We start from the raw sequence: 24,992 nt of genomic DNA, 5'->3' as shown, positions 1-24,992 counted from the left end.
CATGCGATTCCTGCGGTGATCGGCCGGATGAATGGAGGTTGAACCGAAAATCGAGCGCGCCAGGCGTCGTTGCGCGTGCGAGCGTGCCATCCACGGCAATCGTCGCATCGCGATCCGCGAAGCGTGGGGCACGACAGGTTTCACTTGGGGCGCATGAGCGGGTTTCGCGTGTTTGTCCGATTAAATTCGTGACATCGCCGCGTTGCACGCCTGAAACGTTTTATCGACGCATTTTCGAGCGGCCTCGATGCGCCAATTTCGTCGCCTTGGCGCTATGCCCATTTGCGACGGATGGTACGGTTCTAGCTTGAAAGTAAAACCATCTCCTACCGGATTTATTTGTCTGGTTTCAATTGCGCATCAAAATCTTCACGACATGGCGCCCCGATTCCGGATGGTGATTCGACGTGCTCGTTTCGCTGACGAGATGAACTTATTTCGCATATCAAAGGATGAAAATCATGCCTTCGCATCGCAATCAATCTTTTCGAAACGGGTTGAGCGCCGCCGGATCAATCGTCGCATTGATCACGACGCTCGTCTTCGCCGTCGGCGTTCAGGATGTGGGTGCGCAGCAGACGAGTAATTCCTCTGCACAGAAGATCAAGCCGCCTCCGCTGCCGAACGGCTCGGCGCACGTCAACGTGAAAGCCGGCATGTCCGACGAGGATTGGGAAAAGGCGTACAAGGAAACGGGCCGCCCGAAGTTCAGCAAGAAGTCGGTCAGTAAATCCAACGGCAATGTGGAACGTGAATAGGGAGAAACGGCCATGAAAAAGATCTTGCTCGTCATCGCCCTGCTAGCGGGACTCGCGCAAATGACATTGCCGGGCACCGCGCACGCGCAGGCCACCACTGCCCATACGCTCATCCTGTACGACAATCCGGCCAACGATCCGTTTTCGAAGCTGGGCCTGATGTACAGCATCATGCTGAGGAACCTGCTGGGTCACTTCAATACGACCGTCGATCTGGTTCCGATCCAGAACTACACGGCCGGCATGGTCGGGAATCACGACGCGACGTTCTATATCGGCAACTACTACAACAACCCGATTCCGACCGCGTTCATGAGCGACGTGATGACCACCAAGAAGACGGTGGTCTGGTTCAAGTACAACCTGTGGCAACTGGCATGGAACACGGCCTACACGTTCAACCAGACCTACGGGTTCAGCTTCCTGGGCCTCGCCGGGATGAACACGACGCCATCGTCGAGCAACCCGAATCCCGGGTTCTACGACACGGTCACGTACAAGAACCTGCCGATGGTCAAGTACTACGCCTATGACGCGTCGTCCGGCACGATCAATGCGGATCCGGACGTCGGACTGACCCAGGTCGTCGATGCCACCAAGGCGCAGGCGCTCGTCACCATCAAGAACAGCAAGAGCGGCGCAACCGCACCGTACGTCATGCGCTCGGGCAACTTCTGGTACTTCGCGGACATGCCGTTTTCCTATATCGGCCCGACGGATCGCTACCTGGTGATCTGCGACATCCTGCACGACATCCTGCAGACCAATGCACCGGTGAATCATCGTGCGCTCGTCCGCCTGGAGGACCTCGACGCGTATACCACGACGAGTTCGATGCAGCTGCTGACGAACTACATGTACTCGAAGCGGATTCCGTTCACGATGGCCACCATTCCGTTGTATACGGACCCGAACGGCTACTACAACGGCGGTGTGCCGGAGACGATCCATCTGGCGCAGGCAACGGGCCTCAAGCGGGCGCTGAACTATGCGCTGTTGCGCGGCGGCTCGATCGTGATGCACGGCTATACGCACCAGTACGATTCGACACCGAACCTGTTGAATGCCGTCAGCGGCAGCGACTACGAGTTCTGGTACGCGGTGCAGAACCGGCCGGTTGATGAGGATTCCGTGCAATGGGCGGAAGGCAGAATGGCCGACGGCCTGCTCGAGTTCACGCTCAACGGCTACAAGATCGTCGGCTGGGCCGCACCGCAGTACCAGATGTCCCCGGCTGCGTCGTCGGCGACAGCCCTCACGTTCCCGACCACGTTCCAGCGGGCCGTGTATTACACCGCGACCAAACCGCAACTCGGCACGGGTGCCGCCAACCAGGATTTTTCTGCCGGGCAGTTTTTCCCGTACATCATCAACTCTGATTACTACGGGCAGCGGATCATTCCGGAGAACCTGGGCAGCGTGCAGTACAACATCTGCAACGTCGACCCGTTCTCGTGCATCACCTACACGTGGCAGCAAATCGTGACCAATGCGCAGTATGGCCTGGCGGTGCGGGACGGTTTCGCGTCCTTCTTCTTCCATCCGTACTGGCTCGAACCGGATCTCGGATTGCCGGCGTATCAGGACTTCCAGAGCATGATTACCGGCATTACGAATCTCGGCTACACGTGGGTGGACGGCACGACGGCCAAGTGACGCAGGCGTAGCGACAGCAACGTGCGACCCGCATTGGCAACGCGGGTCGCACGTTTGCATTTGATCGGCTACGATGACGCGCAGGCATGCTTCCGGAGAGCCAGCGATGACCACGTATGGGATCCCGGCCTGGCGCAGGATTCAACAACGCATGGGCCGGCTTCGACTCGCAACGCAACCGGGCTCGCTCGCCGCCGCGCCGCGTTCGCCTCGCGCGGCGACGCTCGCGGCGATCGGCGCATCGCTCGTCGTGGCCGCCTGCAGCTGGACCGCGCACGACGTGCACGCCGACGGCATCGCCTGGCAGGTGGACAACACGACGACCAATCCGGCCGGCAACTGGCAGATCCTCGGCATCCACGATCTGCTGATTCAATGGACCGTCGTCGACGATACCGCGTTCATCACCAACACCCGCATCCAGCCTGCCGCGCACCTTCCCGACTGGGAGCGTATCGGTCGTGAGCCCTGGGCGAGGAACGTGATCCTGGGCCTCGCCGGCTACCAGGACGAAAAACGGGCGCGCACCCATCTGTCGACGCTCGCCGATCAATCCCTCGAAGTAGCGCACGCAACGATCCCGCTGCATGTCACCGGTTATTACTTTCCGGTGGAGATCGATCCGACCTGGCAGGACGCGCCCAAGCTCGCCGCGATCCTGCAACGGCTGCCGCGTCCGCTCTGGGTGAGCGTGTACGACCAGACCAACATCGGCGGAAAGACGCTCGCGGACTGGCTCGCGGCGTGGCTGCCCGCGGACGTCGGCGTGTTCTTCCAGGACGGCTGCGGCGTCTATGCCCGCGAGCCGTATGTCGCGCGCAGCTACCTCGACGAACTCGTTTCAAAACTGGGCAAGCAACGCGTGCGGGTGATCGCCGAGGCGTTCCGGCCCGCCGAGCGGGGCGGGTTTCGCGCCGCCAGCGCCGACGAGCTGAGCAAGCAACTGGTGGCCTATCGCGGCTACTCGGTCTATCTGTTCGACGGTCCGCACTACGTGTCGGACGACCTCACGCGCGCGCTCTCGACGTGGAAGCCCAAGCCGCCGCCGCCCGCGCCTGCGGGGCCGGCACACTGATTCGGCCGGGTCCCGGCCACAAGCTGGGCGGGCAGGGTGAGCGCGCGGCGAAACGAAACAATCGGGCGGATTGGCTTTCCGCCGGCAACACGTGCGTCAAGCCCTGGGTCGAAACGCTGGCGGACCGCGCGTTTCGCTGCGCCCGCCCGCGCCCCATGTGATGACCAAACCGCAAGACCTAGTGCATAGATATCGTTTGCCGCGGCCTTAATGACTATCGACAATCGTGGCTCGATTTCACCGCCGTGGCGCCAGAAGCGCCGCGGTGGCCGGTATCGGGCGGCTATCCCGGCCGTCCGCGCCATCCAGCTCACGACGACATGTACGCGTTCACTCCCTCATTCCAGAATCCCGCCGGCTCGCCGATCCGCGAACTGTTCAAGTACCTGTCCGAACCGGGCATGATTTCCTTCGCGGGCGGTTATCCGGCCAGCGACCTGTTCGACGTCGACGGCCTGAACGCAGCCGCCGAGCGCGCGTACGCGCAGCCCGTGCGCTGCCTGCAATACGGCCCGACCGACGGCCTCGCCGAACTGAAGCAGCAATTGATCGCGCTGATGGGGCGGCGCGGCGTAACGTGCACGGCGGCCGAACTGCTCGTCACGACCGGTTCGCAGCAGGGTCTCGACCTGCTGCTGCGCGTGATGGTGTCGCCCGGCGACGTCGTGCTGACCGAGCAACCGGCTTACCCGGCGACGCTGCAGGCGATGCGTCTGCAGCAGGCGCGCATCGTGACGATTCCGGTCGACGGCGCGGGCCTCGACGTCGATCGTCTCGGCGAACAGCTCGCGTCCGGCGCGATCGCGCAGCCGAAACTGCTCTACACGGTCCCGACCTTCGCGAACCCGACGGGCGCGACGCTCACGCGCGAGCGCCGGCTGAAGCTGCTGCGTCTCGCGGTGCAATACCGTTTCCTGATCATCGAGGACGATCCATACGGCGACCTGCGTTTCGCGGGCGAAGCCGTGCCGTCGATGCTGGCGCTTGCCGATGAAGTGGACGGCGCGCGCGACTGGATCGTGCATTTCGCGAGCCTGTCGAAGATCGTCGCGCCCGGACTGCGCGTGGGCTGGACGATCGCGCCGGCCGAGATCGCGCGGCGCTGCGTGATCGCGAAGCAGACGGTCGATCTGTGCAGCACGCCGTGGACCCAGGCGGCCGCTGCCGAGTATCTGGCCGACGGTGCGCTCGAACGCCATCTGCCGCGCATCACGGCCGCGTACCAGCGCAAATGCGACGCGATGTGCGACGCGTTGCGCGACGGCCTCGGCGATGCGATCGAATTCCATCGTCCCGAAGGCGGGATGTTCGTGTGGGCGCGGATCGGCGCGGTGTCGTCGGACGTGCTGCTGCAACAGGCGATCGCGAACAAGGTCGTGTTCGTGCCGGGCAAGGCGTTCTTCGCGGACAACGTCGACGCGGCCTCGCTGCGCCTGTCGTTCGCCGCGCCGGACGTCGACGCGATCCGGGAAGGCGTGGCGCGCCTCGTGCGCGCGTATGGTGCGGCGCTGGCCGCGTGAGGAGACAACATGACGATCACCGTCAACGACACCGTATCGATGGGCGCAGCGCCGGGCGCGAGCGATAACCGGCCGGTTGCACACCGGTCGTCGCAGATCAGCGCCGGGCCGCAGTATGTGGCCGACGTGCTCGGCCGCTTCGGCGCGGAGCCGGCGGCCGACCTCGGCGACGCGGCACCGGTCGTGCTCGGCTACAACTGAGCCGCGCGGCGACGGCCGGCGCGCCACACGCGTGCCGTCGCTGCTGCAAACGGTTAAGCTGGCGCGATCGCAACCCGCACGATCGCCGCTTCGTCATGCCCGACTCCACTTCCGAATCACTTGCGCAAACCTACGAGCGCCTGTGGTCCTGCCTCGAATCCGGCGTGAGCGCGCAACGCTCGCCGTTCACGACGCTGCAGGCCGCGACGCTCGGCGTCGACGGTGCGCCGAAGGTGCGCACGATCGTGTTGCGTCAGGTGAGCCGCGCCGATCGCGTGCTGTCGTTTCATACCGATGCGCGTTCGGAGAAGGTCGCGGAGCTGCGCCGCGATCCGCGCATCGCGCTCGTCGCCAACGATCTCGATGCGCTCGTGCAGATTCGCGTGGAAGGTGCGGCATCGATCTGCGACGACGAAGCGCAACGGCGCGCGGTCTGGCAAGCGAGCCGTCCGCATACGCTGCTGCTGTATCGCGCACCGTTGCCGCCGGGTACGCCGGTCGCGTCGCCGGAAGCCGCGCATGTCCCGGCGAGCCAGGGTGCAGCATCAACCGATGACGGCTACGACAATTTCTGCCTGCTCCACGTGACCGTGACGCGTATCGACTGGCTCGAACTCGCGCGCACCGGCCATCGCCGCGCGGTGTTCGATCTGCACGAACGCGGCTACGAAGGCCGCTGGGTCGCGCCCTGACGCTGCCGAGGCCCGCTCAAGGGCGCCTGTCCGACACCACCTGCGCGGCCATCCACTCGCGCATCACGACGATCGCATCGTCGTCGCGCCGCTCGGCCGGATACACGAGATAGAACCCCACCGACAGCGGAAACGCGAAGTCGAACGGCTTGCACAGCCTGCCCGCGGCGATGTCGCGCTCGACCAGCGGATCGGTGGCGAGCGCGATGCCCTGGCCGGCGACGGCCGCATCGATCGCGAGCGACGTCTGGTTGAAGCGCAGCCCCTTGTGCGGATCGATGTCGACGGGTTCCGGCATCGCGGCGAGGAACTCGGGCCACAGGTCGTGCGCGTCGTGCAGCAGCACGTGGCCCGCGAGCGCGCGCGGCGACGCGGGCGCGGCCAGCAGCGCGGGGCTGCACACGGCACACACGTCGAGCGGAAACAGCGCATGCGTGGCGAGATGCTTGCCGAACGGCGGCTTGCCGTAGCGGATCGCGAGATCGACGCCGTCGTGCCGGAACGTCGCGATCTGCGGGTCGGCGATCACGCGCACGTCGTAGTCGGGATGCGCATCGGTGAACTGCGCGAGCCGCGGGATCAGCCATTTCGACGCGAACGACGGCGTCGTGCTGATCGTCAGCGCGGCACGGCGCTTGACGAGCTTGTCGGTCGCGTCGGCGATCGCATGCAGCGCGCGCTGCACGTCGGAGAAATACGCGGCGCCGTCATGCGTCAGCGCGAGGCCGCGCGGCAGGCGTTCGAACAGCTTCAGGCCGAGCACGTCCTCGAGGTGGCGCACCTGCTGCGCGACGGCGCCCTGCGTGACGCCGATCTCGTCGGCGGCGGCGCGGAAATTGAGGTGCCGCGCGGACACTTCGAAGGCACGAAGCGCATTCAGCGGCGGTAGGCGGGAGGGGCGAGGCGGCATCGTCAGGCTGTAGAAAAACTATCGTCTGGAGGCAGAAATACTGGTTCGACAGTCGGAATGGATGCGCCTACATTACCACCATGGCGGGCCGAACGGCGGCTGCGCGGCGGCAGGATTCGAACGAGGAGCACATCGTGGCTGTAGAAAAAGTAGCGTTGATCACGGCGGCGGGCAAGGGCATGGGCGCGGCGATCGCGCGTGAGCTGGCGGCGACGGGCTATCGCGTCGCGCTGATGTCGCCGTCGGGCAGCGCGGTGGCGCTCGGCGAGGAACTGGGCGGGTTCGGCATCCAGGGCTCGGTGACGGAAGAAGCCGACATCGACCGGCTCGTGCAGGAAACGGTCGCGCGCTACGGCCGCATCGATGCGGTCGTGAACAACACCGGGCACCCGCCGAAGGGCGAGCTGCTGGCGATCACCGACGACAACTGGCACGCGGGGCTCGACCTGATCCTGCTGAACGTGGTGCGCGTGATGCGCCGCGTGACGCCGATCTTCCAGAAGCAGGGCGGCGGCGCGGTGGTCAACATCTCGAGTTTCGCGGCGGATGCGCCCGAGCAGCCGATGCCCGTTTCGTCGGCGCTGCGCGCGGCGCTGAGCGCATGGACGCGGCTTTACGCGGAACGCTATGCGGCCGAGAACATCCGGATGAACGCGGTGCTGCCGGGCTTCATCGACAGCTGGCCGGAAACGCCGGAGATCGTCGCGCGCATTCCGGCCGGCCGCTTCGGCAAGACCGGCGAGATCGCGAAGACGGTCGCGTTCCTGCTGTCGGACGGGGCGGGCTACATCACCGGCCAGAACATTCGCGTCGACGGCGCGATCGTCAAGGCGCTCTGAGCGTCGCGCGGGCGGCTGCACGGGCTGATCGCTTGCCGGCGGGGAGTCGGTTCGTGCACGTATGGCTGGCGTGCGCGGTTGTTTGCGGTGTCCAGGCGCTGTCTCGACGTCTGCGTATCACGCTTCGAATTTCGTCTTCCCGTATTGAGGCGGCAGCCATCTGCAGGGTGGCCGTCTGATCGGACGGCCCTTGCGCCGATGTCAGGATGGCCATAACGTGGGCGGGTTATATCACATGGTCAAGTGATATAACCCGGCCATGTGATATCACATGGCCGCGCGAGGCTGAAATGGATCCGATCCCAGACGAAATGCCGGAGCGTCATCTTCGGCGTCGCGATCGGAGATGAACTGGCGCCCATCTGGAGAAGCCTTGAAGTCACGTTGACGGATGCGCAGCGCAAGTCGGTCAAAACGGGCGTGGAGACGCTATTCACGGAGGTCAACGATACGATTCGGGCAGCGGCGGACATTCCGCGATCCGATCGATACATCGAACCCGTCACCATGCTCAGGCTGTGCCAGAACGGATTCGAAGAACTTTTCGGTCACGCCATCTGATTTTGACGCGCACTTGCCCGAGCAGTCGATGCTGGCGCGCCGTTGCCACGGCCGCTCGCCGCGCAGCCGCTACAAACGCGTACAAATCAGACAAATACCGGATACATCAGACCTTTCAAATGGGCGACGCCGCGTGACGCGGGCGCGCCGGATTGAAAGCGTGGGCGCGTTTCCCGCGCGCGGCATGTTCACTTTCCACTTCACGAAAGGAGATGCCGAACGATGTCTTCCACACCGTTTTCCCCGATGCGTCGCCACCTGCTGGCCACCTCCGTGGCCGCCGGGGTCTCGGCGATGCTGCCCACCGCGCTGCATGCGGCGACCGGCGCGACCGGCATACGCCCGTTCACCGCGCACATTCCCGATGACGCCGTGGCCGACCTGCGCCGCCGCATCGCCGCGACGCGCTGGCCGGGGCGCGAGACCGTCGCCGACGAATCGCAAGGCGTGCGGCTCGCGCGCATGCAGGCGCTGCTGCGTTACTGGGGCACCGACTACGACTGGCGCAAGGGCGAGGCGCGCCTGAACGGCTTCCCGATGTTCATCACGGAAATCGACGGGCTCGACATTCATTTCATTCACGTGCGCTCGCGGCACGCGAACGCGATGCCGATGATCATGACGCACGGCTGGCCGGGCTCGATCTTCGAGTTGCTGAAGGCGATCGGCCCGCTGACCGATCCGACCGCGCACGGCGCGAGCGCGGACGATGCGTTTCACGTCGTCGTGCCGTCGTTGCCGGGCTTCGGCTTCTCGGGCCGTCCGACACGAACCGGCTGGGGTTCCGATCACATCGCGCGCGCATGGGGCGAGCTGATGGCGCGGCTCGGCTATACGCGCTTCGTGTCGCAGGGCGGCGATTGCGGCTCGGTGATCTCGCACCGGATGGCGATGCAGCGCGTGCAGGGCCTCGCCGGGATCCACGTGAACATGCCGGCGACGGTGCCGCCGGATATCGCGACGCTGCTCGCGACCGATGCGCCCGCGCCGGCTTCGCTGTCGCAGAAGGAAAAGGCCGCGTACGAGAAGCTCGCGACGTTCTATCGTGACAACTGCGGCTACTCGGCGATGATGGTCACGCGCCCGCAGACGGTCGGCTATGCGCTCGCCGATTCGCCGTCGGGGCAGGCGGCATGGATGTACGACAAGATTTCGCAATGGACGTACAGCGGCGGCGTGCCCGAACGCTCGATTCCGCGCGACGAGATTCTCGACGACATTTCGTTGTACTGGCTGACGAACACCGCGACGTCCGCCGCGCAGATCTACTGGGAGGATCACTCGAACAACTTCAACGCGGTGGACATCTCGCTGCCGGCCGCGATCACGGTGTTTCCGGGCGAAATCTACCAGGCGCCGCGCAGCTGGGCCGAGCGCAGTTATCACAACCTGATCTACTTCAACGAAGTCGACAGGGGCGGGCATTTCGCGGCATGGGAGGAGCCGGAGCTGTTTGCGCGTGAAGTGCGTGCCGGATTCCGGCCGCTGCGGCGCGTGTAAGCGGGGAAGGAATGGCGAACGCGGGCCGGCGCGGTCATGCGGCCTGCGTTCCTTTCTGTTTGCGGTTCAGCCCGCCCCCGCGGATGGCAACCTCGGCTGCCTGCGGTTCGGTGTGTCGTGCCCACCGGCAGTGACGATGGTGCGCCGAACAAGTCGATCGGCGCACCATCGAAGCGCGGGTCAGGTCACTTCTTGAACGAATCCTGCGGGACGGGAACCGGGCTCCAGATCTCCGCATCCGATGCGTTGGCCGTGAACGTCCAGATGTACGTGCCCTTCGCGACGTTTCTCCATTGGAGATCGAAGACAAGTTGCGAATTGCCCACGTTTTCGATGTAGCCCGATTGCGCGTCGTCCGATTGCGGGTCGAATTGCCATTGCTGAGAGGCCGACGCGTTGTTTTTCTTGTAGGTGTTCAGGTAAAGGTATTGCTCGGCGGATACCGTTCCGCAGTCGATGGCGAGCGTGGGGTCGCTGTGCAGCGTGATTCCGCCATCCGGTTGGAAGTCCCACTCGGTATACAAGTTGTCCGTACTGGTGGGAAGGAGCACCAACCTGTTGCCTTGGACGCGATCGGTGACGCCGATGAGCCAGCTGTTGTCGGCCGAGTAATAAATTTTTGCCATTTTTTCCTCTGAGCGGTAATTGGATGAGTCGATAAATGAACGCTTCTTTCCCGACAGCAGCCTCACGTGTAAATCATTCTTGCCCTTGATGTATCTGCGTATATTCGACGAAAAATCGTCGGCGCTTGATTGGCAAGGTTTAATGATGGGCGTCTGCCTGGGACAAACATTAGGCCCGCCACATCGCTGGATCAATTACATGCGATTACACGAAGGGGCGCTACCGCGTCGGGAACGGGTCGACCTGCAACGCTGGCCTGATGAACCGAGGTAACGTCACGAAGTGGATCGATGAAGCCGCTCTGGCGGGCATACCGGAGGCCGAGCCTGTCCGGCGCCGCGCCCATCCAGGCGCCGCTGGGCATCAAGACCGTGTCGCGCCGGCCGCTGCGCGCGCTGCGAGGCTTCGTGCAAAGTCTGGGTTCAACTGCCGATCGCGTCTTCGCACACGCTTGAATGACAGATCGATGAAATTCACCCATCCGGATCGAAACATTCCATCGTAATTATCTGATTTGAAATCGATTTTGATAAAAATCAAAAATATATCGCGTGAATGATCTGGTAGTTTGAAACCCTCAATACAATGATTCGCGGCACAAAGGCAATTCGGCCTTTTCGCAGTTTCGCCCGATGAAAAAATACGTTCCGAGGTTTCGCGATGACGAATAACGACGTGCGCGAGTCGCGCGCGCCTGGCAATGGCGTGCGGCCGCTTGAAGGTAAAAGAGGCATCGTCGTCGGCCTGGCGAACGAGCAGAGCATCGCCTGGGGATGTGCGCGTGCCTTTCACGCAGCGGGGGCCGAACTGGCCGTGACCTGGCAATCCGACCGCGCGTTGCCGTACGTCGAGCCGCTGCTGGAGCAACTGAAGCCGGCGATCGCGATGCCGCTCGATGTCAGCCGGACCGATCAGATGCGCGACGTGTTCGACACGATCGGCGAGCAGTGGGGCCGCCTCGATTTTCTGCTGCATGCCGTCGCCTATGCACCGAGGGCCGACCTGCACGGGCGGGTCGTCGACAGTTCGCCGGAAGGGTTCGCGCTCGCGATGGATACCTCCTGCCACTCGTTCATCAGGATGGCGAAGCTTGCCGAGCCGTTGATGGATTCCGGTGGCAGCCTGATGGCAATGACCTATATCGGCGCCGACCAGGTCATCGCCGAGTACGGCGTGATGGGGCCGGTCAAGGCGGCGCTGGAGGCTGCCGTTCGCTATCTGGCCGTCGAGCTGGGGCCTGCAGGCATCCGCGTGCATGCGGTGTCGCCCGGCGCATTGCCCACGCGCGCGGCTTCCGGGCTGCCGAACTTCGATCACCTGCTCGACGACACCGCACGGCGTGCGCCATTGCGCCGGCCGTTCGACATCGACGACGTCGGCGCGCTATGCACCTTTCTTGCCAGCGATGCCGCACGCGCGATGACCGGCGGCATTCACTACGTCGACGCGGGAATGCACGTGCTCGGCTGACGCGAGACGGCCGCTCCCGGAATGCGTCGGGATTCACCTTGCCCCTCTGGAGAACAGTGTTATGGATGCTGCCACGCAACTGGCGCGCAGTCATGAGATCGCCGCGGAGATTGTCCACGTCCTGCAAAAGCGCACGCAGCACGCGCTGGAACAGTACGGGAAGCGGTTGAGCGAAGCACTCGACGGGAGCGACAGCTCCGGCCACGACCCGGGCGCCGCCCCCTTCGCCGCACCGCTCTCGCCGTTGAGCGCATGGCATTACGCGGTCGACGCCGTCCAGCGCTCGCTGCTGTTCTGGGACACGTTGCGCGAGCGCGGCACGCAATACGTCGAGCGCGCGGCCCAGGGACTCAAGCCGGTGCTGCATTTCGACTACGACGTGGTGCTCGACGGCCGGCAGTTCGAGCGGCCCGTCAATTACGCGCTCGTTCACATCCAGCCGCCGGACGGCGTGATCGTCGACGCCGCCAAGCGGCCCTACCTGATCATCGATCCGCGCGCGGGGCACGGCCCCGGTATCGGCGGCTTCAAGGATGATTCCCAGGTCGGCGTAGCGTTGCGCGCCGGGCATCCGGTGTACTTCGTCGTGTTCTTCCAGGAACCCGAGCCCGGCCAGACGCTGCTCGACGTGTGTGCGGCGGAACAGGCGTTCGTCCGCAAAGTGCGGGCGCTGCATCCGGACAGCCTCAAGCCGGCCATCGTCGGCAACTGCCAGGGCGGCTGGGCCGCGATGATGCTCGCGAGCTCGTCGGCGGACGATACGGGCCCGATCGTCATCAACGGCGCGCCGATGTCGTACTGGAGCGGCGCGTGGAGCGACGGGCCCGGCGACAATCCGATGCGCTATGCCGGCGGGCTGCTCGGCGGCACGTGGCTCGCGTCGTTCTCGTCGGACCTCGGCAACGGCAAGTTCGACGGCGCGTATCTCGTGCAGAACTTCGAGAACCTGAACCCGGCGAACACGTTGTGGGACAAGTATTACCACGTGTACGACCACATCGACACCGAGCCGCCGCGCTTCCTCGAGTTCGAGCGCTGGTGGGGCGGCTACTACCTGATGAACCGCGAGGAGATCGAATGGATCACGCGCAACCTGTTCATCGGCAACAAGCTCTGGTCCGGCGAGGTGCGCGACGGGACGGGCAAGGCGTTCGACCTGCGCGAGATCCGCTCGCCGATCATCCTGTTCGCGTCGATGGGCGACAACATCACGCCGCCGCAGCAGGCGTTCAACTGGGTCGCGGACATCTACGGCAGCACGGAGGAGATCAAGTCGCGCGGGCAGGTGATCATCGGGTTGATGGAGGAGGATGTCGGGCATCTGGGCATCTTCGTGTCGGGCAAGGTCGCGAAGAAGGAGCACGCCCAGATCGTCAGCGTGCTGGATGCCGTCGAAACGCTGCCGCCCGGCCTCTATGCGATGTCGATCGAGGAAGTGAAAGGCGCCGACGGGAAGGTCGCTTACGAGGTCACGTTTGCCGAGCACCGTCTCGAAGAGATCGCGCAACACTTCAACCGCTTCGGGCGCAAGGACGAACAGGCGTTCGAGGCGGTCGCCGAGTTGTCCGAATTCACGCAGCGCGCCTATGAACTGTTCATGCAGCCGTTCGTGCAGCAGGCCTCGAACGAAACCACGGCGCACGTGTTGCGGGAATTTCATCCGCTGCGCTTTCAGCGCTGGGCGTTTTCCGATCTGAACCCGTGGCTTGGCTGGCTGAAGCCGGCTGCCGACACGGTCAACGCGCATCGCCAGCCGGCCGACGATATCGAACCGTGGCGCAAGCTCGAACGCCGTGGCTCGGACGTCGTCAGCGCATCGCTCGATTTTTTCCGCGCGATGCGCGATGCCGGCACCGAGTCGCTGTTTTTCACGCTGTACACGCAGCCGTTCATGCTTCATTTCGCGGAGCAGTATCGCGATCGCCATGCCGCGTCGCCGGTGGCGACGGACCCTCGCGACCTGCCGTTCGTGAAGGACGCGCTCGCGTCGATCGGTCGGGGCGGCTACACCGAGGCGGTTGCGCGCGCAGCCTTTCTGCTCGAACGCAGCGGCGAGCCGTTTCCGCTGGCGCAACTGGCGACCGAGCGCGAACTCGCCGAAACCTACGCCGAGTATCTGCCGGACCTGCCGCCCGACCAGTGGCGGCGCATCTACGGCGAGCAGGAAATCATCGCGACCTACGCGCCGCAGCAGGCCGTCGCGACGCTGCCGGCGCTGCTGGTCCGGCCGGAGGATCGCGAGCGGCTGCTGACGTTGCTGGACAAGCTGCTGGGCGATCCGCGCGTGCAGAGCGCGTCGGTGAGCGAGCAACAGTGGGCGGCCCTGCAACGCATCCGCGCGGTGCTGGGCGCGCCGCCCGCGAAGCGGCCGGCCAAGGAGCCGGTAGCGGCCCTCGAGCGTGTGCAGTGACGGACAGCCAGGAACCACGATGGAAAACAGACACGAGAAATATCTCCGCCTCATCGAACACTGCCGGACGCTGGCGCCGATGCCGACGGCCGTCGCGCACCCTTGCGATCGAAGCTCGCTCGAAGGGGCGCTGGAGGCGGCGCGCAAGGGGCTGATCGAGCCGATCCTGGTCGGCCCGCGGGCCCGGATCGAAGCGACCGCCGCGACGTGCGGGCTGTCGATCATCGATCACGAGATCGTCGATGCGCCGTACAGCGAGGCGTCGGCAGCGGCGGCGGTGCGGCTCATCCGCGACGGGCGGGCGGCCGCGCTGATGAAGGGCAGCCTGCACACCGACGAGCTCATGGCCGAAGTGGTGCGTCACGATGCCGGATTGCGCACCGGCCGGCGCATCAGCCATTGCTTCGTCATGGACGTGCCCGCGCATGCCGATCCGCTGATCGTGACCGACGCGGCGATCAATATCGCGCCGACGCTCGAAGACAAGGTCGACATCCTGCAGAACGCGATCGATCTTGCGCATGCGCTGGCCTTTCCGCAGGTGCGCGTGGCGATCCTGTCGGCGATGGAGACGGTCAACCCGAAAGTGCCGTCGACGCTCGAAGCCGCCGCGCTGTGCAAGATGGTGGACCGGCGGCAGATTACCGGCGCGCTCGTCGACGGCCCGCTCGCGCTCGACAACGCGATCGATCCCGAGGCCGCGCGCATCAAGCAGATCGATTCGCCGGTGGCCGGGCACGCGAACGTGCTGATGGTGCCCGACCTCGAAGCAGGCAACATGCTCGCCAAGAGCCTGTCGTTCCTGGCCGGCGCGGACGCCGCAGGGATCGTGCTCGGCGCGCGCGTGCCGATCATCCTGACGAGTCGCGCCGATTCGTTGATCACCCGGCTGGCTTCATGCGCGGTCGCGATGCTCGTCGCGAATGGGCAGCGTGAAGCGGCCACGCACGCGGGGTGACGCCATGGCAGACGTGATTCTGGTGTTGAATGCCGGCTCGTCGAGCATCAAGTTTTCCGCATTCGACGTGCAGGGCGACACGCTCGGGCTGATCGTGCACGGTCAGGTCGATGGGCTTTACACGGCCACCGCGCACTTCAGCGCCGTCGACCATCACGGGGAACATCTCGAGCAGCAATGGGCCGGCGGCGAGACGTTCGGCCATCACGAAGGGCTCGAGCAGATCGCCGCGTTCCTGGAGGCTCACCAGGAAGGGCACCGTCTCGCGGCGGTGGGCCATCGCGTCGTGCATGGCGGCCAACGCTTCAGCGGCCCGGTGCGCGTCACGCCCGAGATCGTGGCCGAGCTGGACAAGCTCACGCCGCTCGCGCCGTTGCATCAACCGCACAACCTGACGCCGATTCGCATCCTCGAAACGGTGCAGCCCGGCATCGAGCAGGTGGCCTGCTTCGACACGGCGTTCCACCGCACGCAGCCCGCGGTGACCCAGGCGTTCGCGCTGCCCGAGTCGATCACCAGCCGGGGCGTGCGCCGCTATGGGTTCCACGGGCTCTCGTACGAGTACATCGCGAGCGTGCTGCCCGACGTCGCGCCACAGGCGGCGCGCGGGCGCACGGTCGTCGCCCACCTCGGCAACGGCGCGAGCATGTGCGCGCTCGTGGCGGGCAAGAGCGTCGCGAGCACGATGGGGTTCACCGCCGTCGACGGGCTGCCGATGGGCACGCGCTGCGGCAACCTCGACCCGGGCGTCGTGCTCTTCCTGATGGACGAACTCGGGATGGACGTGCGCGCCGTCGAGGATCTGATCTATCGGCGCTCCGGGTTGCTCGGGGTGTCCGGCATCTCGAGCGACATGCGCACGCTGCTCGCGAGCGACGATCCGCATGCGCGCTTCGCGATCGAGCTTTACATCACCCGCATCGCGCGCGAACTCGGGTCGCTCGCCGCCGCCATGGAAGGCATCGACGCGATCGTCTTCACGGCGGGGATCGGCGAGCACGCGGCGGCGATTCGCGAAGGCGTGATGCGCCGTGCGGCCTGGCTCGGCGTCGAGATCGACGTCGATGCGAACCATGCCGGCGGGCCGCTGCTCACGACGGCGTCGAGCCGCGTGTCGGCGTGGGTGATCCCGACCAACGAAGAACTGATGATCGCGCACCATACGCGCCGGCAGATCCGGTGACGGCGGTCGAATCAAAAAAGGAGCCGTCATGGCCGAACTGCTGCTGATCAATGTCGAAGAACACGCACGCGACGACGAGGTCGGCGCGTTCCTGACCCGGTATGGATTCCCGCTGTTCGATTCGATCGAGCGCGTGCCGGCCGGGATCGGCGACCCGATCGCGCTGCTCAGGTTCAGTACGCTGTCGTCGGTGGCGCTCTACACGCTGCGCGCCCGGATCGATCACCTGTCGTGGCGGGGACGGTCGATCCGTGCGCATATCCTGCCGGATCGGAAGGTGTGAGCGGCTTCGTACATCAACATGGTTGAAGGGGGGAATGCGGGCCGATTCCCCTGCAAATAAGCCTCTCCAGCACGATTTTTGAATCGCCGTGTGTCGTGTTCACGCACAGATACGTTGGGATACAAAGCCTCTGGATGGATCGGATATAAATCCGGTGAAGCGATTCACACGGCAGCGCAGCGCCAGCGCCGCCGCCGCGAACGCGGATTCCCGAGTGCCCCTGCGCGCCGCGGGCCCCTTCCTTAGCGATCGACACTGGAGAACGAGTCATGCCTGAAACCGTGAACACCCGCCGCCGCCTGATCCTCGGTACGACGCTGGCAAGCCTGAGCCTCGCCGACCTCGGCTTCAGCGCCCTCGCGCATGCGCAGTCGGCGCCCGATGCCGCGCCCGCCAAGCGCGCGGCCGGCGTCGCGTCGCTGGGCACGATTCACCAGATCGACGCGGGCGTGCTCAACGTCGGGTATGCGGACCTCGGGCCGAAGAACGGCCCGGCCGTGTTCCTGCTGCACGGCTGGCCGTACGACATCTACAGCTACGCGGAAGTCGCGCCGCTGCTCGTCGCGGCCGGCTATCGCGTGATCGTGCCGTACCTGCGCGGCTACGGGTCGACGACGTTCCGTTCGGCCGACACGGTGCGCAACGGCCAGCAGGCCGTGACGGCCGTCGACATCGTCGCGCTGATGGATGCGCTGAAGATCGACCGCGCGGTGTTCGGCGGCTACGACTGGGGCGCACGCACGGCCGACGTGATCGCGGCGCTGTGGCCGCAGCGCGTGAAGGCGCTGGTGTCGGTGAGCGGCTACCTGATCGGCAGCCAGGCGGCGAACGCCGCGCCGCTGCCGCCGCAGGCCGAGCTCCAGTGGTGGTATCAGTTCTATTTCACGACCGAGCGCGGCGAACTCGGCTACACGCAGAACCGCGATGCGTTCAACAAGCTGATCTGGCAGCTCGCGTCGCCGAAATGGCAGTTCTCCGACGAAACCTTTGCGCGCACGGCCGCGTCGTTCCAGAACCCCGATCACGTCGCCGTCGTGATTCACAACTATCGCTGGCGCCTCGGGCTCGCGAAGGGCGAAGCGCAGTACGACGACATCGAGCGCCGCCTCGCGGCCGGGCCGGCGATCACCGTGCCGACGATCACGATGGAAGGCGACGCGAACGGCGCGCCGCATCCCGCGCCGGCCGCCTACGCGAAGAAGTTCACCGGCAAGTACCAGCACCGCACGATCACCGGCGGCATCGGCCACAACCTGCCGCAGGAAGCGCCGCAGGCGTTCGCCGATGCGATCCTGCAAGTGGAGCATCTGTGATGCGGGCGCGCGTGGGTGCGATGCGCCGCATCATGCGACGCACGGTCGTCGCGGGCGTGCTGCTGGCCGGCGCGTGGTCGGCCAGCGGTCCGGCCGCATTCGCGGAGCAGCCGAAGCCGGCTGCCGCCGCTTCACCGATCTATGGCGTGACGATCCCGCCCGGCTACCGGAAGTGGGAAATGGTCGCGCCGGCCGAGGAAGCCGCGCCACTCGATGAACTCCGTGTGGTGCTCGGCAACCCCGTCGCGATCCGTGCGCTCGAACAGGCGACGCTGCCGTTCCCGGACGGCACGATCGTCGTGAAGCTCGCGTACAAGCGCAAGCAGTCCGACGAGTTCCCGAGTGCCACGGTGCCGGGCCAGGCGACGACCGTGCAGGTGATGGTGAAGGACTCGCGCCGCTATGCATCGACGGGCGGCTGGGGTTTCGGGCGCTTCATCAACGGCGTGCCGGCCGATATCGGCCAGCATCAGACGTGCTTTGCGTGCCACCAGGCGCGTGTGAAGAACCACGACTACGTGTTCACGCGGCTTGCGCCGTGACGTGCGTGGTTTGATGGATTCGACCGAAGGCGTGCCGTGTATGGCACGCCTTTTTTCATGGTGAATGGGCTTGAGGGGATCGCGTCAGCAGACGGGCCAGTGAACGATGCGGCAGCCCGGTTTGTATCGCACTGTATCTGCGGCCGTTCCTGAAAAACTGGCATGCAGAAAGCCCCGGTTTTGGAAACATCGCAGATACGTGCGCGGGTTCTACTGTCGACATGCAGGAAACGTTCGATGCCAGACGATCTGGATCGGATGCCGAATGATCGATTGACCTACCTCTCTCAAGGAGAACCCTCATGAAAGCCGCTCGAATCCTCGCCGTTGCCGTCCTCGCCGCCATCCCCGCCTTGTCGTTCGCCGATACCGGCCACGGCCTCACGCGCGCCGACGTGCGCGCCGATCTCGTCCGCCTGGAGAAGGCCGGCTACAGCCCGGCCAGCAGCGAAGCGAACTACCCGAACGATATCGCGGCCGCGGAGAACGCCGTCGCCGCGCAGCAGGTCGCGCGTTCCGACCAGAACGGCCCGTCGAAGTCGCAAGGCGACAATGTGGCCGATGCGTCGACGCCGGCCGGCCATCACGACGCGTCGCAGTCGCGCTCCGCACGGAATGCCGCCGACGACCTGTACGCGCATTCGTGATTGGCTGCCGCGCTTGCCTCAGGCGGGCGCGGCCACCACTGCAGCACTACATGTGAAAAACACAACAGAGCAAGGAGCATGACGATGGCCGGTTCGATGAAACGCGTTCTGGTATCCGCCGCGGTGATCGGCGGACTGTTCGGTGCGGTGGCGGCACAGGCCGCGCCGAAAGAAGATCTGAAGGGGACGAACGTCGTGCTCGTGCACGGCGCGTTTGCCGACGGGTCGAGCTGGAACCGCGTGATTCCGCTGCTCGAGGCGCGCGGGCTGCACGTGGTGTCGGTGCAGAATCCGCTGAGCTCGCTCGCCGACGATGCGGCCGCGACGAAGCGCACGGTCGACGCGCAGAAGGGGCCGGTCGTGCTGGTCGGCCATTCGTGGGCCGGCGTCGTGATCAGCGAGGCGGGCAACGACGACAAGGTGAAGTCGCTCGTGTACGTCGCCGCGTTCGCGCCCGACAACGGCCAGTCGATCGCCGACGTCACGCAGGGGCTGCCGGCGCCCGCGTGGGCCGGTGAGCTGCGCAAGGACGCGGGCGGTTTCGCGACGCTGTCGGACAAGGCGATCGCGCAGGATTTCGCCCCCGACCTGCCGCCCGCGCAGCAGCGCATCGTTGCGGCGACCCAGGGGCCGTGGTATGGCGGTTGCATCTCGGAGAAGGTCACGCAGGCCGCGTGGCATGCGAAGCCGTCGACGTTCGTCGTCGCGACGCAGGACAAGATGATCGACCCGACGCTGCAGGAAGCGATGGCGAAGCGGATCGGCGCGACGGTCACGCGCGTGAACGGCAGCCATGTGGCGATGCTGAGCCAGCCGAAGGCCGTGGCCGACGCGATCATCGCGGCGGCCGAGCGCGCGAAGCAGGATGCGCAGTGAGTGAACGCGGCGCCGCGCTTTCGCAGGAAAGTGCGGCGCCATGAGTGAGTGTGATGTCCTTCCACAAGGAGAAGTCATGACGGAACTCTGGCAACTGCCCGCAACCGAACTCGCGAAGCGCGTGCGGCATCGTGACGTGTCCGCGCGAGAAGTGGCGGATGCGGTGCTCGACCGTCTCGAGGCGGTGAATCCGGCGATCAACGCGGTGATCGAGCACCGGCCCGACGATGTCCGGCGGCAAGCCGACGAAGTCGATCGCGCGATCGCGCGCGGCGACGATCCGGGGCCGCTCGCGGGCGTGCCCGTCACCGTGAAGATCAACGTCGACCAGGCGGAATTCGCGACGACCAACGGCACGCGCCTGCAGGAGAACCTGATCGCGCACGCCGACAGCCCGGTGGTCGGCAACATCCGAAAGGCCGGCGGGATCCTGCTCGGCCGCACCAATTCGCCGACGTTCGCGTTGCGCTGGTTCACGTCGAATCTCGTGCACGGCCACACGCGCAATCCGCGCAACCCGTCGCTGACGCCGGGCGGATCGAGCGGCGGTGCGGCGGCAGCCGTGGCCGCCGGGATCGGCCCGCTTGCCGTCGGTACCGACATCGGCGGCTCGGTGCGTTACCCGGCCTACGCCTGTGGCGTGCATGGCATTCGTCCGTCGCTCGGTCGCGTGCCGGCGTTCAACGCGTCGTCGCCCGAGCGGGCGATCGGCGCGCAGCTGATGTCGACGGCGGGGCCGATTGCACGCACGATCGGCGATCTCTCGCTCGCGTTGCGTGCGTTCGCCGCACCGGACCCGCGCGATCCGTGGCACGTGGCGGTGCCGTTCGACGGGCGCGAGGTGCCGAAGCGCGCGGCACTGTGCGTGCGGCCGGGTGGCTTGCAGGTCGTGCCCGAGGTCGAGGCCGCATTGCGCGATGCCGCACGGCGGTTGATCGATGCCGGCTGGGCCGTCGACGAGATCGACGACACACCGCCGATGCGCGAGGCGGCACTGTTGCAGGAGCAGCTCTGGCTCGGCGATGGATTCGACGCTTTGACGAACGCGGTCGTGAAAGACGGCGATCCGGGGGCGGCTGCCGTGGTCGAGGCCGTGCGCGGCAAGGTGCGTGACCTGCCGGCCGACGTGATCAGCCGCGCGCTCGTCCGGCGCACGACGTTGACGCGGCAGTGGCGGCTGTTTCTCGACGAGTATGCGGTGCTGCTGCTGCCGGTGTCGTCGGAACTGCCGTTCCCGGACGATCTCGACCGCCAGGGGCAGGACGGGTTCGATCGCGTGTGGGAGGCGCAGCTCACGTTGCGCGCGTTGCCGGCGATGGGGCTGCCGGGGTTGGCCGTGACCACGGCGCTCGTGAATGGCGTGCCGGTCGGCGTGCAGGTGGTTGCCGCGCATCATCGCGAGGATCTGTGCCTGCTCGCGGGGCGCGATATCGAAGCGCGCGGCGTGCCGGTCGCGCCGGTTGACCCGGTGGTGTGACGCGTTGAAGCGCGAGTGCATCGGCGATGCCGCGTCCGGCGTCGCACCGATGCATTCCGCCAGCCAACAGGATGTCACCCGTTGTCCCTGCATGCGCGCCCGTGCATGCATGCCATTTCGGATTCCATTGCAACGCGCCGCACGCCGCGTTGATCGTCTGCCGCGAACCCTTTCAAAATCCTTCGATGCGTGACATCGAACGGTCACCATGCTTCCCGTCCTGCTCGCCGATGAACCCGCCCTGATAGCGCGCGTCTGCTATTGCATTCCTCGCGGCGCTGATTAGGAAATGAATTTTTATTGGTTCTGCTTGCTCTTCCTCGCTCGCATAGTGGCGCTGACGGCTATAGACAGCACGCAAGCTGCAACGGCCGCATTCCCGGTGTCTTTGATCATACGAATCAACGAAAACAAGGAAGTGTCATGACGGTTGCATTGGAAGAACGAACCGCTGCGCAACAGGCGCTCGAAGACGCGCGCGCGGCGGCTACGGCGGCCGGCACGCCCTATGCGGGCGGCGTCGCGCCGGAAGTGGCGTGGGCGCTGTTCACCGCCGGCGACGCATTGCTGGTGGACGTACGCACCGCCGAGGAACGGAAATTCGTCGGCCACGTGCCGGAATCGCTGCATGTGCCGTGGGCAACGGGCACGAGCCTGACGCGCAACCCGCGCTTCGTGCGCGAACTGGAAGCGAAGACCGGCAAGACGGCCGTCGTGTTGCTGTTGTGCCGCAGCGGCAACCGCTCGGCGCAGGCGGCCGAGGCCGCGACGAAGGGGGGCTTTACGCAGGTATTCAACGTGCTCGAAGGGTTCGAGGGCGACCTCGACGAACGGCAGCATCGCGGCGGCAGCAATGGCTGGCGTTTTCGCGGCCTGCCGTGGGCGCAGGACTGATTCACGGCCGTTACGGGGAGAAAGCAGCATGGCCGCATTCGACATCGACGACATCGTTCAATCGCTGCAGACCGTGCGCCGTGCGTGGCGCGAGAAGCAGCGGCGCTCGCTGGAACCGGGCGGGCGCGACCTGCCGGCGCGCGAGGCGCTCGCGCAGATCATCGGCGCGCTGAAAGGCGTGCTGTTTCCGATGCGGCTCGGGCCGCCCGACCTGCGGCAGGAGAGCGAGAACTTCCACGTGGCCCATGCGCTCGACGCGTCGCTGAATGCGCTGCTCGCGCAGGTGAAGCTGGAATTGCGCTACGCGGCACGGCAGCGCAATGCCGACGAACCGGTCGATAACGTGGATGACGTGGCGTCGAGCGCCGTGCAGGCATTCGCCGCGCGCTTGCCCGAGATTCGCCGGCTGCTCGACAGCGACGTGCTGGCCGCGTTCCATGGCGATCCGGCGGCCGGCAGCGTCGACGAGGTGCTGCTGTGCTACCCGGGCATCCTCGCGATGATCCATCACCGGCTCGCGCATGAGCTGTACGGGCTCGGCCTGCCGCTGCTCGCGCGGATCATCGCCGAGCAGGCGCATGCGGAAACGGGTATCGACATTCATCCGGGCGCGCGCATCGGCGCGGGCTTCTTCATCGACCACGGCACGGGTGTCGTGATCGGCGAGACGGCGATCATCGGCGAGCGCGTGCGCGTGTACCAGGCCGTCACGCTCGGCGCGAAGCGCTTTCCGCGCGATGCGGACGGCCATCTGGAGAAGGGGCACGCCCGCCATCCGATCGTCGAGGACGACGTGGTGATCTATGCGGGCGCAACGATCCTCGGCCGCGTGACGATCGGACGCGGTGCGGTGATCGGCGGCAACGTATGGCTCACGCAGGATGTGCCGGCCGGCGCGAACATCACGCAGGCCGTGCTGCGCAGCGAAGCGAACACCGCGCCGCGCGCGGCGGCGCGCGTCGCCTAGGAGGCGCGATGAGTGACCTCATCCATCACTTCGGCGCCAACGTGCGCAAGCTGCGCGAAGCGCGCACGTGGTCGCAGGAGCAGCTGGCCGAGCATGCGGGGCTGAACCGCTCGTATGTCGGCGAGATCGAGCGCGGCGAGGCGATCGCGTCGATCGTCACGGCCGACAAGATCGCGCGCGCGTTCGACGTGTCGATCTCGACACTGCTGCCGGGTGCGTACGTCGCCTGAGGCTGCCTCGTTTCATTTCCCTTTCGGTTGCACGCGACCTGACGGCTATAGCATGTTGAGCCGGCAGGTGCGTGCTTCCGATAATCACCGAGCGTCATAAGCAATCCCGTTTTTCATCTAAAGAACCCGGAGCCACACATGTCGACCGTTGCAAGCGGCACGGCTGCGCTGAGCGATCACGCCGCCCGCCAACTAGCGAACGCTACCAAGACCGTCCCCCAGCTTTCCACGATCACGCCGCGCTGGCTGACCCACCTGCTGCAATGGGTGCCGGTCGAGGCCGGCATCTATCGGCTGAACCAGGTGAAGAACCCGGAAGCCGTGCGCGCCGCGTGCACGCAGCTCGAGGACGAAAGCGTGCTGCCGCAGACCTTCGTGCCGTACGAGGAACAGCCGCGCGAGTATTTCCTGAACGCGGTGAGCACGGTGCTCGACGTGCATACGCGGATCTCCGATCTTTACAGCAGTCCTCACGACCAGATCAAGGAACAGCTGCGCCTGACGATCGAGACGATCAAGGAGCTGCAGGAAAGCCAGCTGATCAACAACCCCGACTACGGGCTGCTGGCCAACGTGACCGACGAGCAGCGGATCTTCCCGCTGACGGGCGCGCCGACGCCGGACGATCTCGACGAGCTGCTGACCAAGGTGTGGAAGGAGCCCGCGTTCTTCCTCACGCACCCGCTCGCGATCGCCGCGTTCGGCCGCGAATGCACGCGGCGCGGTGTGCCGCCGCCGACGGTCAGCCTGTTCGGTTCGCAGTTCCTCACGTGGCGCGGCATCCCGCTGATCCCGTCGGACAAGGTGCCGGTCGCGGACGGCAAGACCAAGATCCTGCTGCTGCGCGTCGGCGACAAGCGCCAGGGGGTGGTCGGCCTCTATCAGCCGGGCGTCGCGGGCGAGCAGGGCCCGGGCCTGTCGGTGCGCTTCATGGGGATCAACAACCAGGCGATCGCGTCGTACCTGATCTCGCTGTATTGCTCGCTCGCGGTCCATTCGCCGGATGCGCTGGCTGTCCTCGATGACGTCGAAATCGCCAAGTTCCATGACTATCCCGACACCTACCGTTAATCCCGGCCTGGCCGGCGGCGACGCGCCCGCGCTGCCGCACGCGCCGCTGCCGGCCGGCTTGCCCGACCCGGCGACGCTTGCGCGGCTCGCGTCCGAGTTCTTCGCGACGCCGCCCGGGCAGGCCACCGCGCCCGGGCTGTCGGCGGGCAGCGGTGCGGTGGGCGGCGTGCCGTCCGCGTTGCCGGCCGCCGCGCCGATCCTTGCGTCGGTGAGCAACCCGGTACCCGGCGGTTCGCCGCTCGCGGGCCCGGGCGGTGCGGGCACCGGCGTGCCCGGTCTCGCGCTCCCGCAAGGGAAAGTGCCCGGTGCGAACCTCGCGCCGTCCGCGCCGA

25 protein-coding genes and 2 pseudogenes are annotated in these 24,992 nt (G+C 66.0%); 25 read left to right on the top strand and 2 right to left on the bottom strand.

The features are described from left to right. The first annotated feature begins 452 nt into the window (after nucleotides 1-452). The 6 genes from G3N98_RS09670 (at nucleotide 453) to G3N98_RS09645 (ending at nucleotide 5,902) form a co-directional block, all read left to right on the top strand. Nucleotides 453-758 (top strand): hypothetical protein, encoded by a 306-nt coding sequence (locus tag G3N98_RS09670; protein ID WP_089428330.1) that lies wholly within the window; start codon nucleotides 453-455, stop codon nucleotides 756-758. Nucleotides 759-770: 12 nt separating this feature from the next. After that, the gene (locus G3N98_RS09665) at nucleotides 771-2,414 is read left to right on the top strand and encodes a DUF2334 domain-containing protein (RefSeq protein WP_206148029.1); all 1,644 of its coding nucleotides are present in this window, start codon (nucleotides 771-773) and stop codon (nucleotides 2,412-2,414) included. 106 nt (nucleotides 2,415-2,520) lie between these two features. Beyond that, the gene (locus tag G3N98_RS09660) at nucleotides 2,521-3,489 is read left to right on the top strand and encodes a hypothetical protein (RefSeq protein WP_206148053.1); all 969 of its coding nucleotides are present in this window, start codon (nucleotides 2,521-2,523) and stop codon (nucleotides 3,487-3,489) included. 320 nt (nucleotides 3,490-3,809) lie between these two features. Then, nucleotides 3,810-5,009 (top strand): PLP-dependent aminotransferase family protein, encoded by a 1,200-nt coding sequence (locus G3N98_RS09655; protein ID WP_124581663.1) that lies wholly within the window; start codon nucleotides 3,810-3,812, stop codon nucleotides 5,007-5,009. Nucleotides 5,010-5,018: 9 nt separating this feature from the next. After that, complete coding sequence (locus G3N98_RS09650) at nucleotides 5,019-5,210, top strand: hypothetical protein (protein WP_089474147.1); 192 nt, start codon at nucleotides 5,019-5,021, stop codon at nucleotides 5,208-5,210. Between the two features lie 95 nt (nucleotides 5,211-5,305). Beyond that, nucleotides 5,306-5,902, top strand: a complete 597-nt coding sequence (locus G3N98_RS09645; protein ID WP_206148028.1) for a pyridoxamine 5'-phosphate oxidase family protein — start codon at nucleotides 5,306-5,308, stop codon at nucleotides 5,900-5,902. Nucleotides 5,903-5,918: 16 nt separating this feature from the next. Here G3N98_RS09645 and gcvA read toward each other — a convergent pair whose 3' ends face one another. Next, nucleotides 5,919-6,812, bottom strand: a complete 894-nt coding sequence (gene gcvA, locus G3N98_RS09640) for a transcriptional regulator GcvA (protein ID WP_089428324.1) — start codon at nucleotides 6,810-6,812, stop codon at nucleotides 5,919-5,921. Between the two features lie 134 nt (nucleotides 6,813-6,946). Here gcvA and G3N98_RS09635 point away from each other — a divergent pair, with 134 nt between their 5' ends. From G3N98_RS09635 to G3N98_RS09625, 3 genes are all read left to right on the top strand, one after another. Beyond that, nucleotides 6,947-7,651 carry an SDR family oxidoreductase gene (locus tag G3N98_RS09635; RefSeq protein ID WP_206148027.1) on the top strand — a complete coding sequence of 235 codons (705 nt, stop codon included), beginning with the start codon at nucleotides 6,947-6,949 and terminating at the stop codon, nucleotides 7,649-7,651. Nucleotides 7,652-8,035: 384 nt separating this feature from the next. Next, on the top strand, nucleotides 8,036-8,212 hold the full coding sequence (locus G3N98_RS09630; protein WP_206148026.1) for a hypothetical protein: 177 nt from the start codon (nucleotides 8,036-8,038) through the stop codon (nucleotides 8,210-8,212). Between the two features lie 222 nt (nucleotides 8,213-8,434). After that, nucleotides 8,435-9,712 (top strand): epoxide hydrolase family protein, encoded by a 1,278-nt coding sequence (locus G3N98_RS09625; protein WP_206148025.1) that lies wholly within the window; start codon nucleotides 8,435-8,437, stop codon nucleotides 9,710-9,712. Nucleotides 9,713-9,897: 185 nt separating this feature from the next. Here the strand turns inward: G3N98_RS09625 and G3N98_RS09620 are convergent, their stop codons facing one another. Next, nucleotides 9,898-10,404, bottom strand: a complete 507-nt coding sequence (locus G3N98_RS09620) for a hypothetical protein (RefSeq protein WP_144030288.1) — start codon at nucleotides 10,402-10,404, stop codon at nucleotides 9,898-9,900. Between the two features lie 116 nt (nucleotides 10,405-10,520). On the opposite strand from G3N98_RS09620, the pseudogene G3N98_RS09615 reads away from it, so the two are divergent. The 16 genes and pseudogenes from G3N98_RS09615 to G3N98_RS09540 form a co-directional block, all read left to right on the top strand. Next, nucleotides 10,521-10,758, top strand: a pseudogene (locus G3N98_RS09615) (hypothetical protein); the annotation flags it as partial. A 241-nt stretch (nucleotides 10,759-10,999) separates the two neighbouring features. Next, nucleotides 11,000-11,809 carry an enoyl-ACP reductase FabI gene (fabI, locus tag G3N98_RS09610; protein WP_206148024.1) on the top strand — a complete coding sequence of 270 codons (810 nt, stop codon included), beginning with the start codon at nucleotides 11,000-11,002 and terminating at the stop codon, nucleotides 11,807-11,809. A gap of 61 nt (nucleotides 11,810-11,870) precedes the next feature. Beyond that, nucleotides 11,871-14,219 carry a DUF3141 domain-containing protein gene (locus tag G3N98_RS09605; RefSeq protein WP_206148023.1) on the top strand — a complete coding sequence of 783 codons (2,349 nt, stop codon included), beginning with the start codon at nucleotides 11,871-11,873 and terminating at the stop codon, nucleotides 14,217-14,219. Nucleotides 14,220-14,238: 19 nt separating this feature from the next. After that, nucleotides 14,239-15,177 carry a phosphate acetyltransferase gene (locus G3N98_RS09600; protein ID WP_206148022.1) on the top strand — a complete coding sequence of 313 codons (939 nt, stop codon included), beginning with the start codon at nucleotides 14,239-14,241 and terminating at the stop codon, nucleotides 15,175-15,177. A 4-nt stretch (nucleotides 15,178-15,181) separates the two neighbouring features. Continuing rightward, nucleotides 15,182-16,360: an acetate/propionate family kinase gene (locus G3N98_RS09595; protein WP_206148021.1), complete on the top strand. Its 1,179-nt coding sequence runs from the start codon at nucleotides 15,182-15,184 to the stop codon at nucleotides 16,358-16,360. A gap of 28 nt (nucleotides 16,361-16,388) precedes the next feature. Next, nucleotides 16,389-16,643, top strand: a complete 255-nt coding sequence (locus G3N98_RS09590) for a hypothetical protein (protein ID WP_089443285.1) — start codon at nucleotides 16,389-16,391, stop codon at nucleotides 16,641-16,643. A 269-nt stretch (nucleotides 16,644-16,912) separates the two neighbouring features. Further along, nucleotides 16,913-17,956 carry an alpha/beta hydrolase gene (locus G3N98_RS09585; protein WP_206148020.1) on the top strand — a complete coding sequence of 348 codons (1,044 nt, stop codon included), beginning with the start codon at nucleotides 16,913-16,915 and terminating at the stop codon, nucleotides 17,954-17,956. Continuing rightward, nucleotides 17,956-18,498: a cytochrome P460 family protein gene (locus G3N98_RS09580; protein ID WP_206148019.1), complete on the top strand. Its 543-nt coding sequence runs from the start codon at nucleotides 17,956-17,958 to the stop codon at nucleotides 18,496-18,498. Before G3N98_RS09585 ends, G3N98_RS09580 begins: the two co-directional genes overlap by 1 nt. A 302-nt stretch (nucleotides 18,499-18,800) precedes the next feature. Continuing rightward, on the top strand, nucleotides 18,801-19,145 hold the full coding sequence (locus G3N98_RS09575; RefSeq protein WP_089474155.1) for a DUF4148 domain-containing protein: 345 nt from the start codon (nucleotides 18,801-18,803) through the stop codon (nucleotides 19,143-19,145). 84 nt (nucleotides 19,146-19,229) lie between these two features. Next, entirely contained in the window at nucleotides 19,230-20,021 is a 792-nt protein-coding gene (locus tag G3N98_RS09570) for an alpha/beta hydrolase (protein WP_206148018.1), read from the top strand. A gap of 76 nt (nucleotides 20,022-20,097) precedes the next feature. Beyond that, nucleotides 20,098-21,498 (top strand): amidase family protein, encoded by a 1,401-nt coding sequence (locus G3N98_RS09565; RefSeq protein ID WP_206148017.1) that lies wholly within the window; start codon nucleotides 20,098-20,100, stop codon nucleotides 21,496-21,498. Nucleotides 21,499-21,921: 423 nt separating this feature from the next. Continuing rightward, complete coding sequence (locus G3N98_RS09560; protein ID WP_089474159.1) at nucleotides 21,922-22,392, top strand: rhodanese-like domain-containing protein; 471 nt, start codon at nucleotides 21,922-21,924, stop codon at nucleotides 22,390-22,392. A 28-nt stretch (nucleotides 22,393-22,420) separates the two neighbouring features. Further along, nucleotides 22,421-23,359, top strand: a complete 939-nt coding sequence (epsC, locus tag G3N98_RS09555; RefSeq protein ID WP_206148016.1) for a serine O-acetyltransferase EpsC — start codon at nucleotides 22,421-22,423, stop codon at nucleotides 23,357-23,359. A gap of 8 nt (nucleotides 23,360-23,367) precedes the next feature. Beyond that, nucleotides 23,368-23,589, top strand: a complete 222-nt coding sequence (locus G3N98_RS09550; RefSeq protein ID WP_206148015.1) for a helix-turn-helix transcriptional regulator — start codon at nucleotides 23,368-23,370, stop codon at nucleotides 23,587-23,589. Between the two features lie 138 nt (nucleotides 23,590-23,727). Continuing rightward, nucleotides 23,728-24,660: a family 2A encapsulin nanocompartment shell protein gene (locus tag G3N98_RS09545; RefSeq protein ID WP_006479760.1), complete on the top strand. Its 933-nt coding sequence runs from the start codon at nucleotides 23,728-23,730 to the stop codon at nucleotides 24,658-24,660. Further along, nucleotides 24,635-24,992: pseudogene (locus G3N98_RS09540) on the top strand (cysteine desulfurase); the annotation flags it as partial. The gene G3N98_RS09545 and the pseudogene G3N98_RS09540, both read left to right, overlap by 26 nt.

The organism is Burkholderia sp. Tr-20390 (assembly GCF_017104595.1).
In the GTDB taxonomy this organism is placed as follows: Bacteria; Pseudomonadota; Gammaproteobacteria; order Burkholderiales; family Burkholderiaceae; genus Burkholderia.
This window is presented reverse-complemented; position numbering and strand designations above follow the sequence as displayed.

Excerpts from the sequence above, each read along its gene's own strand:
- G3N98_RS09670 (WP_089428330.1), top strand. The coding sequence starts at position 453 with ATGAAAATCATGCCTTCGCATCGCAATCAATCTTTTCGAAACGGGTTG.
- G3N98_RS09545 (WP_006479760.1), top strand. The coding sequence starts at position 23,728 with ATGTCGACCGTTGCAAGCGGCACGGCTGCGCTGAGCGATCACGCCGCC.
- G3N98_RS09605 (WP_206148023.1), top strand. The coding sequence starts at position 11,871 with ATGGATGCTGCCACGCAACTGGCGCGCAGTCATGAGATCGCCGCGGAG.
- epsC (WP_206148016.1), top strand. The coding sequence starts at position 22,421 with ATGGCCGCATTCGACATCGACGACATCGTTCAATCGCTGCAGACCGTG.
- G3N98_RS09585 (WP_206148020.1), top strand. The coding sequence starts at position 16,913 with ATGCCTGAAACCGTGAACACCCGCCGCCGCCTGATCCTCGGTACGACG.
- fabI (WP_206148024.1), top strand. The coding sequence starts at position 11,000 with ATGACGAATAACGACGTGCGCGAGTCGCGCGCGCCTGGCAATGGCGTG.
- G3N98_RS09575 (WP_089474155.1), top strand. The coding sequence starts at position 18,801 with ATGAAAGCCGCTCGAATCCTCGCCGTTGCCGTCCTCGCCGCCATCCCC.
- G3N98_RS09565 (WP_206148017.1), top strand. The coding sequence starts at position 20,098 with ATGACGGAACTCTGGCAACTGCCCGCAACCGAACTCGCGAAGCGCGTG.
- G3N98_RS09550 (WP_206148015.1), top strand. The coding sequence starts at position 23,368 with ATGAGTGACCTCATCCATCACTTCGGCGCCAACGTGCGCAAGCTGCGC.
- G3N98_RS09600 (WP_206148022.1), top strand. The coding sequence starts at position 14,239 with ATGGAAAACAGACACGAGAAATATCTCCGCCTCATCGAACACTGCCGG.
- G3N98_RS09595 (WP_206148021.1), top strand. The coding sequence starts at position 15,182 with ATGGCAGACGTGATTCTGGTGTTGAATGCCGGCTCGTCGAGCATCAAG.
- G3N98_RS09625 (WP_206148025.1), top strand. The coding sequence starts at position 8,435 with ATGTCTTCCACACCGTTTTCCCCGATGCGTCGCCACCTGCTGGCCACC.
- G3N98_RS09650 (WP_089474147.1), top strand. The coding sequence starts at position 5,019 with ATGACGATCACCGTCAACGACACCGTATCGATGGGCGCAGCGCCGGGC.
- G3N98_RS09570 (WP_206148018.1), top strand. The coding sequence starts at position 19,230 with ATGGCCGGTTCGATGAAACGCGTTCTGGTATCCGCCGCGGTGATCGGC.
- G3N98_RS09645 (WP_206148028.1), top strand. The coding sequence starts at position 5,306 with ATGCCCGACTCCACTTCCGAATCACTTGCGCAAACCTACGAGCGCCTG.
- G3N98_RS09580 (WP_206148019.1), top strand. The coding sequence starts at position 17,956 with ATGCGGGCGCGCGTGGGTGCGATGCGCCGCATCATGCGACGCACGGTC.
- G3N98_RS09590 (WP_089443285.1), top strand. The coding sequence starts at position 16,389 with ATGGCCGAACTGCTGCTGATCAATGTCGAAGAACACGCACGCGACGAC.
- G3N98_RS09655 (WP_124581663.1), top strand. The coding sequence starts at position 3,810 with ATGTACGCGTTCACTCCCTCATTCCAGAATCCCGCCGGCTCGCCGATC.
- G3N98_RS09560 (WP_089474159.1), top strand. The coding sequence starts at position 21,922 with ATGACGGTTGCATTGGAAGAACGAACCGCTGCGCAACAGGCGCTCGAA.
- G3N98_RS09660 (WP_206148053.1), top strand. The coding sequence starts at position 2,521 with ATGACCACGTATGGGATCCCGGCCTGGCGCAGGATTCAACAACGCATG.
- G3N98_RS09665 (WP_206148029.1), top strand. The coding sequence starts at position 771 with ATGAAAAAGATCTTGCTCGTCATCGCCCTGCTAGCGGGACTCGCGCAA.
- gcvA (WP_089428324.1), bottom strand. The coding sequence starts at position 6,812 with ATGCCGCCTCGCCCCTCCCGCCTACCGCCGCTGAATGCGCTTCGTGCC.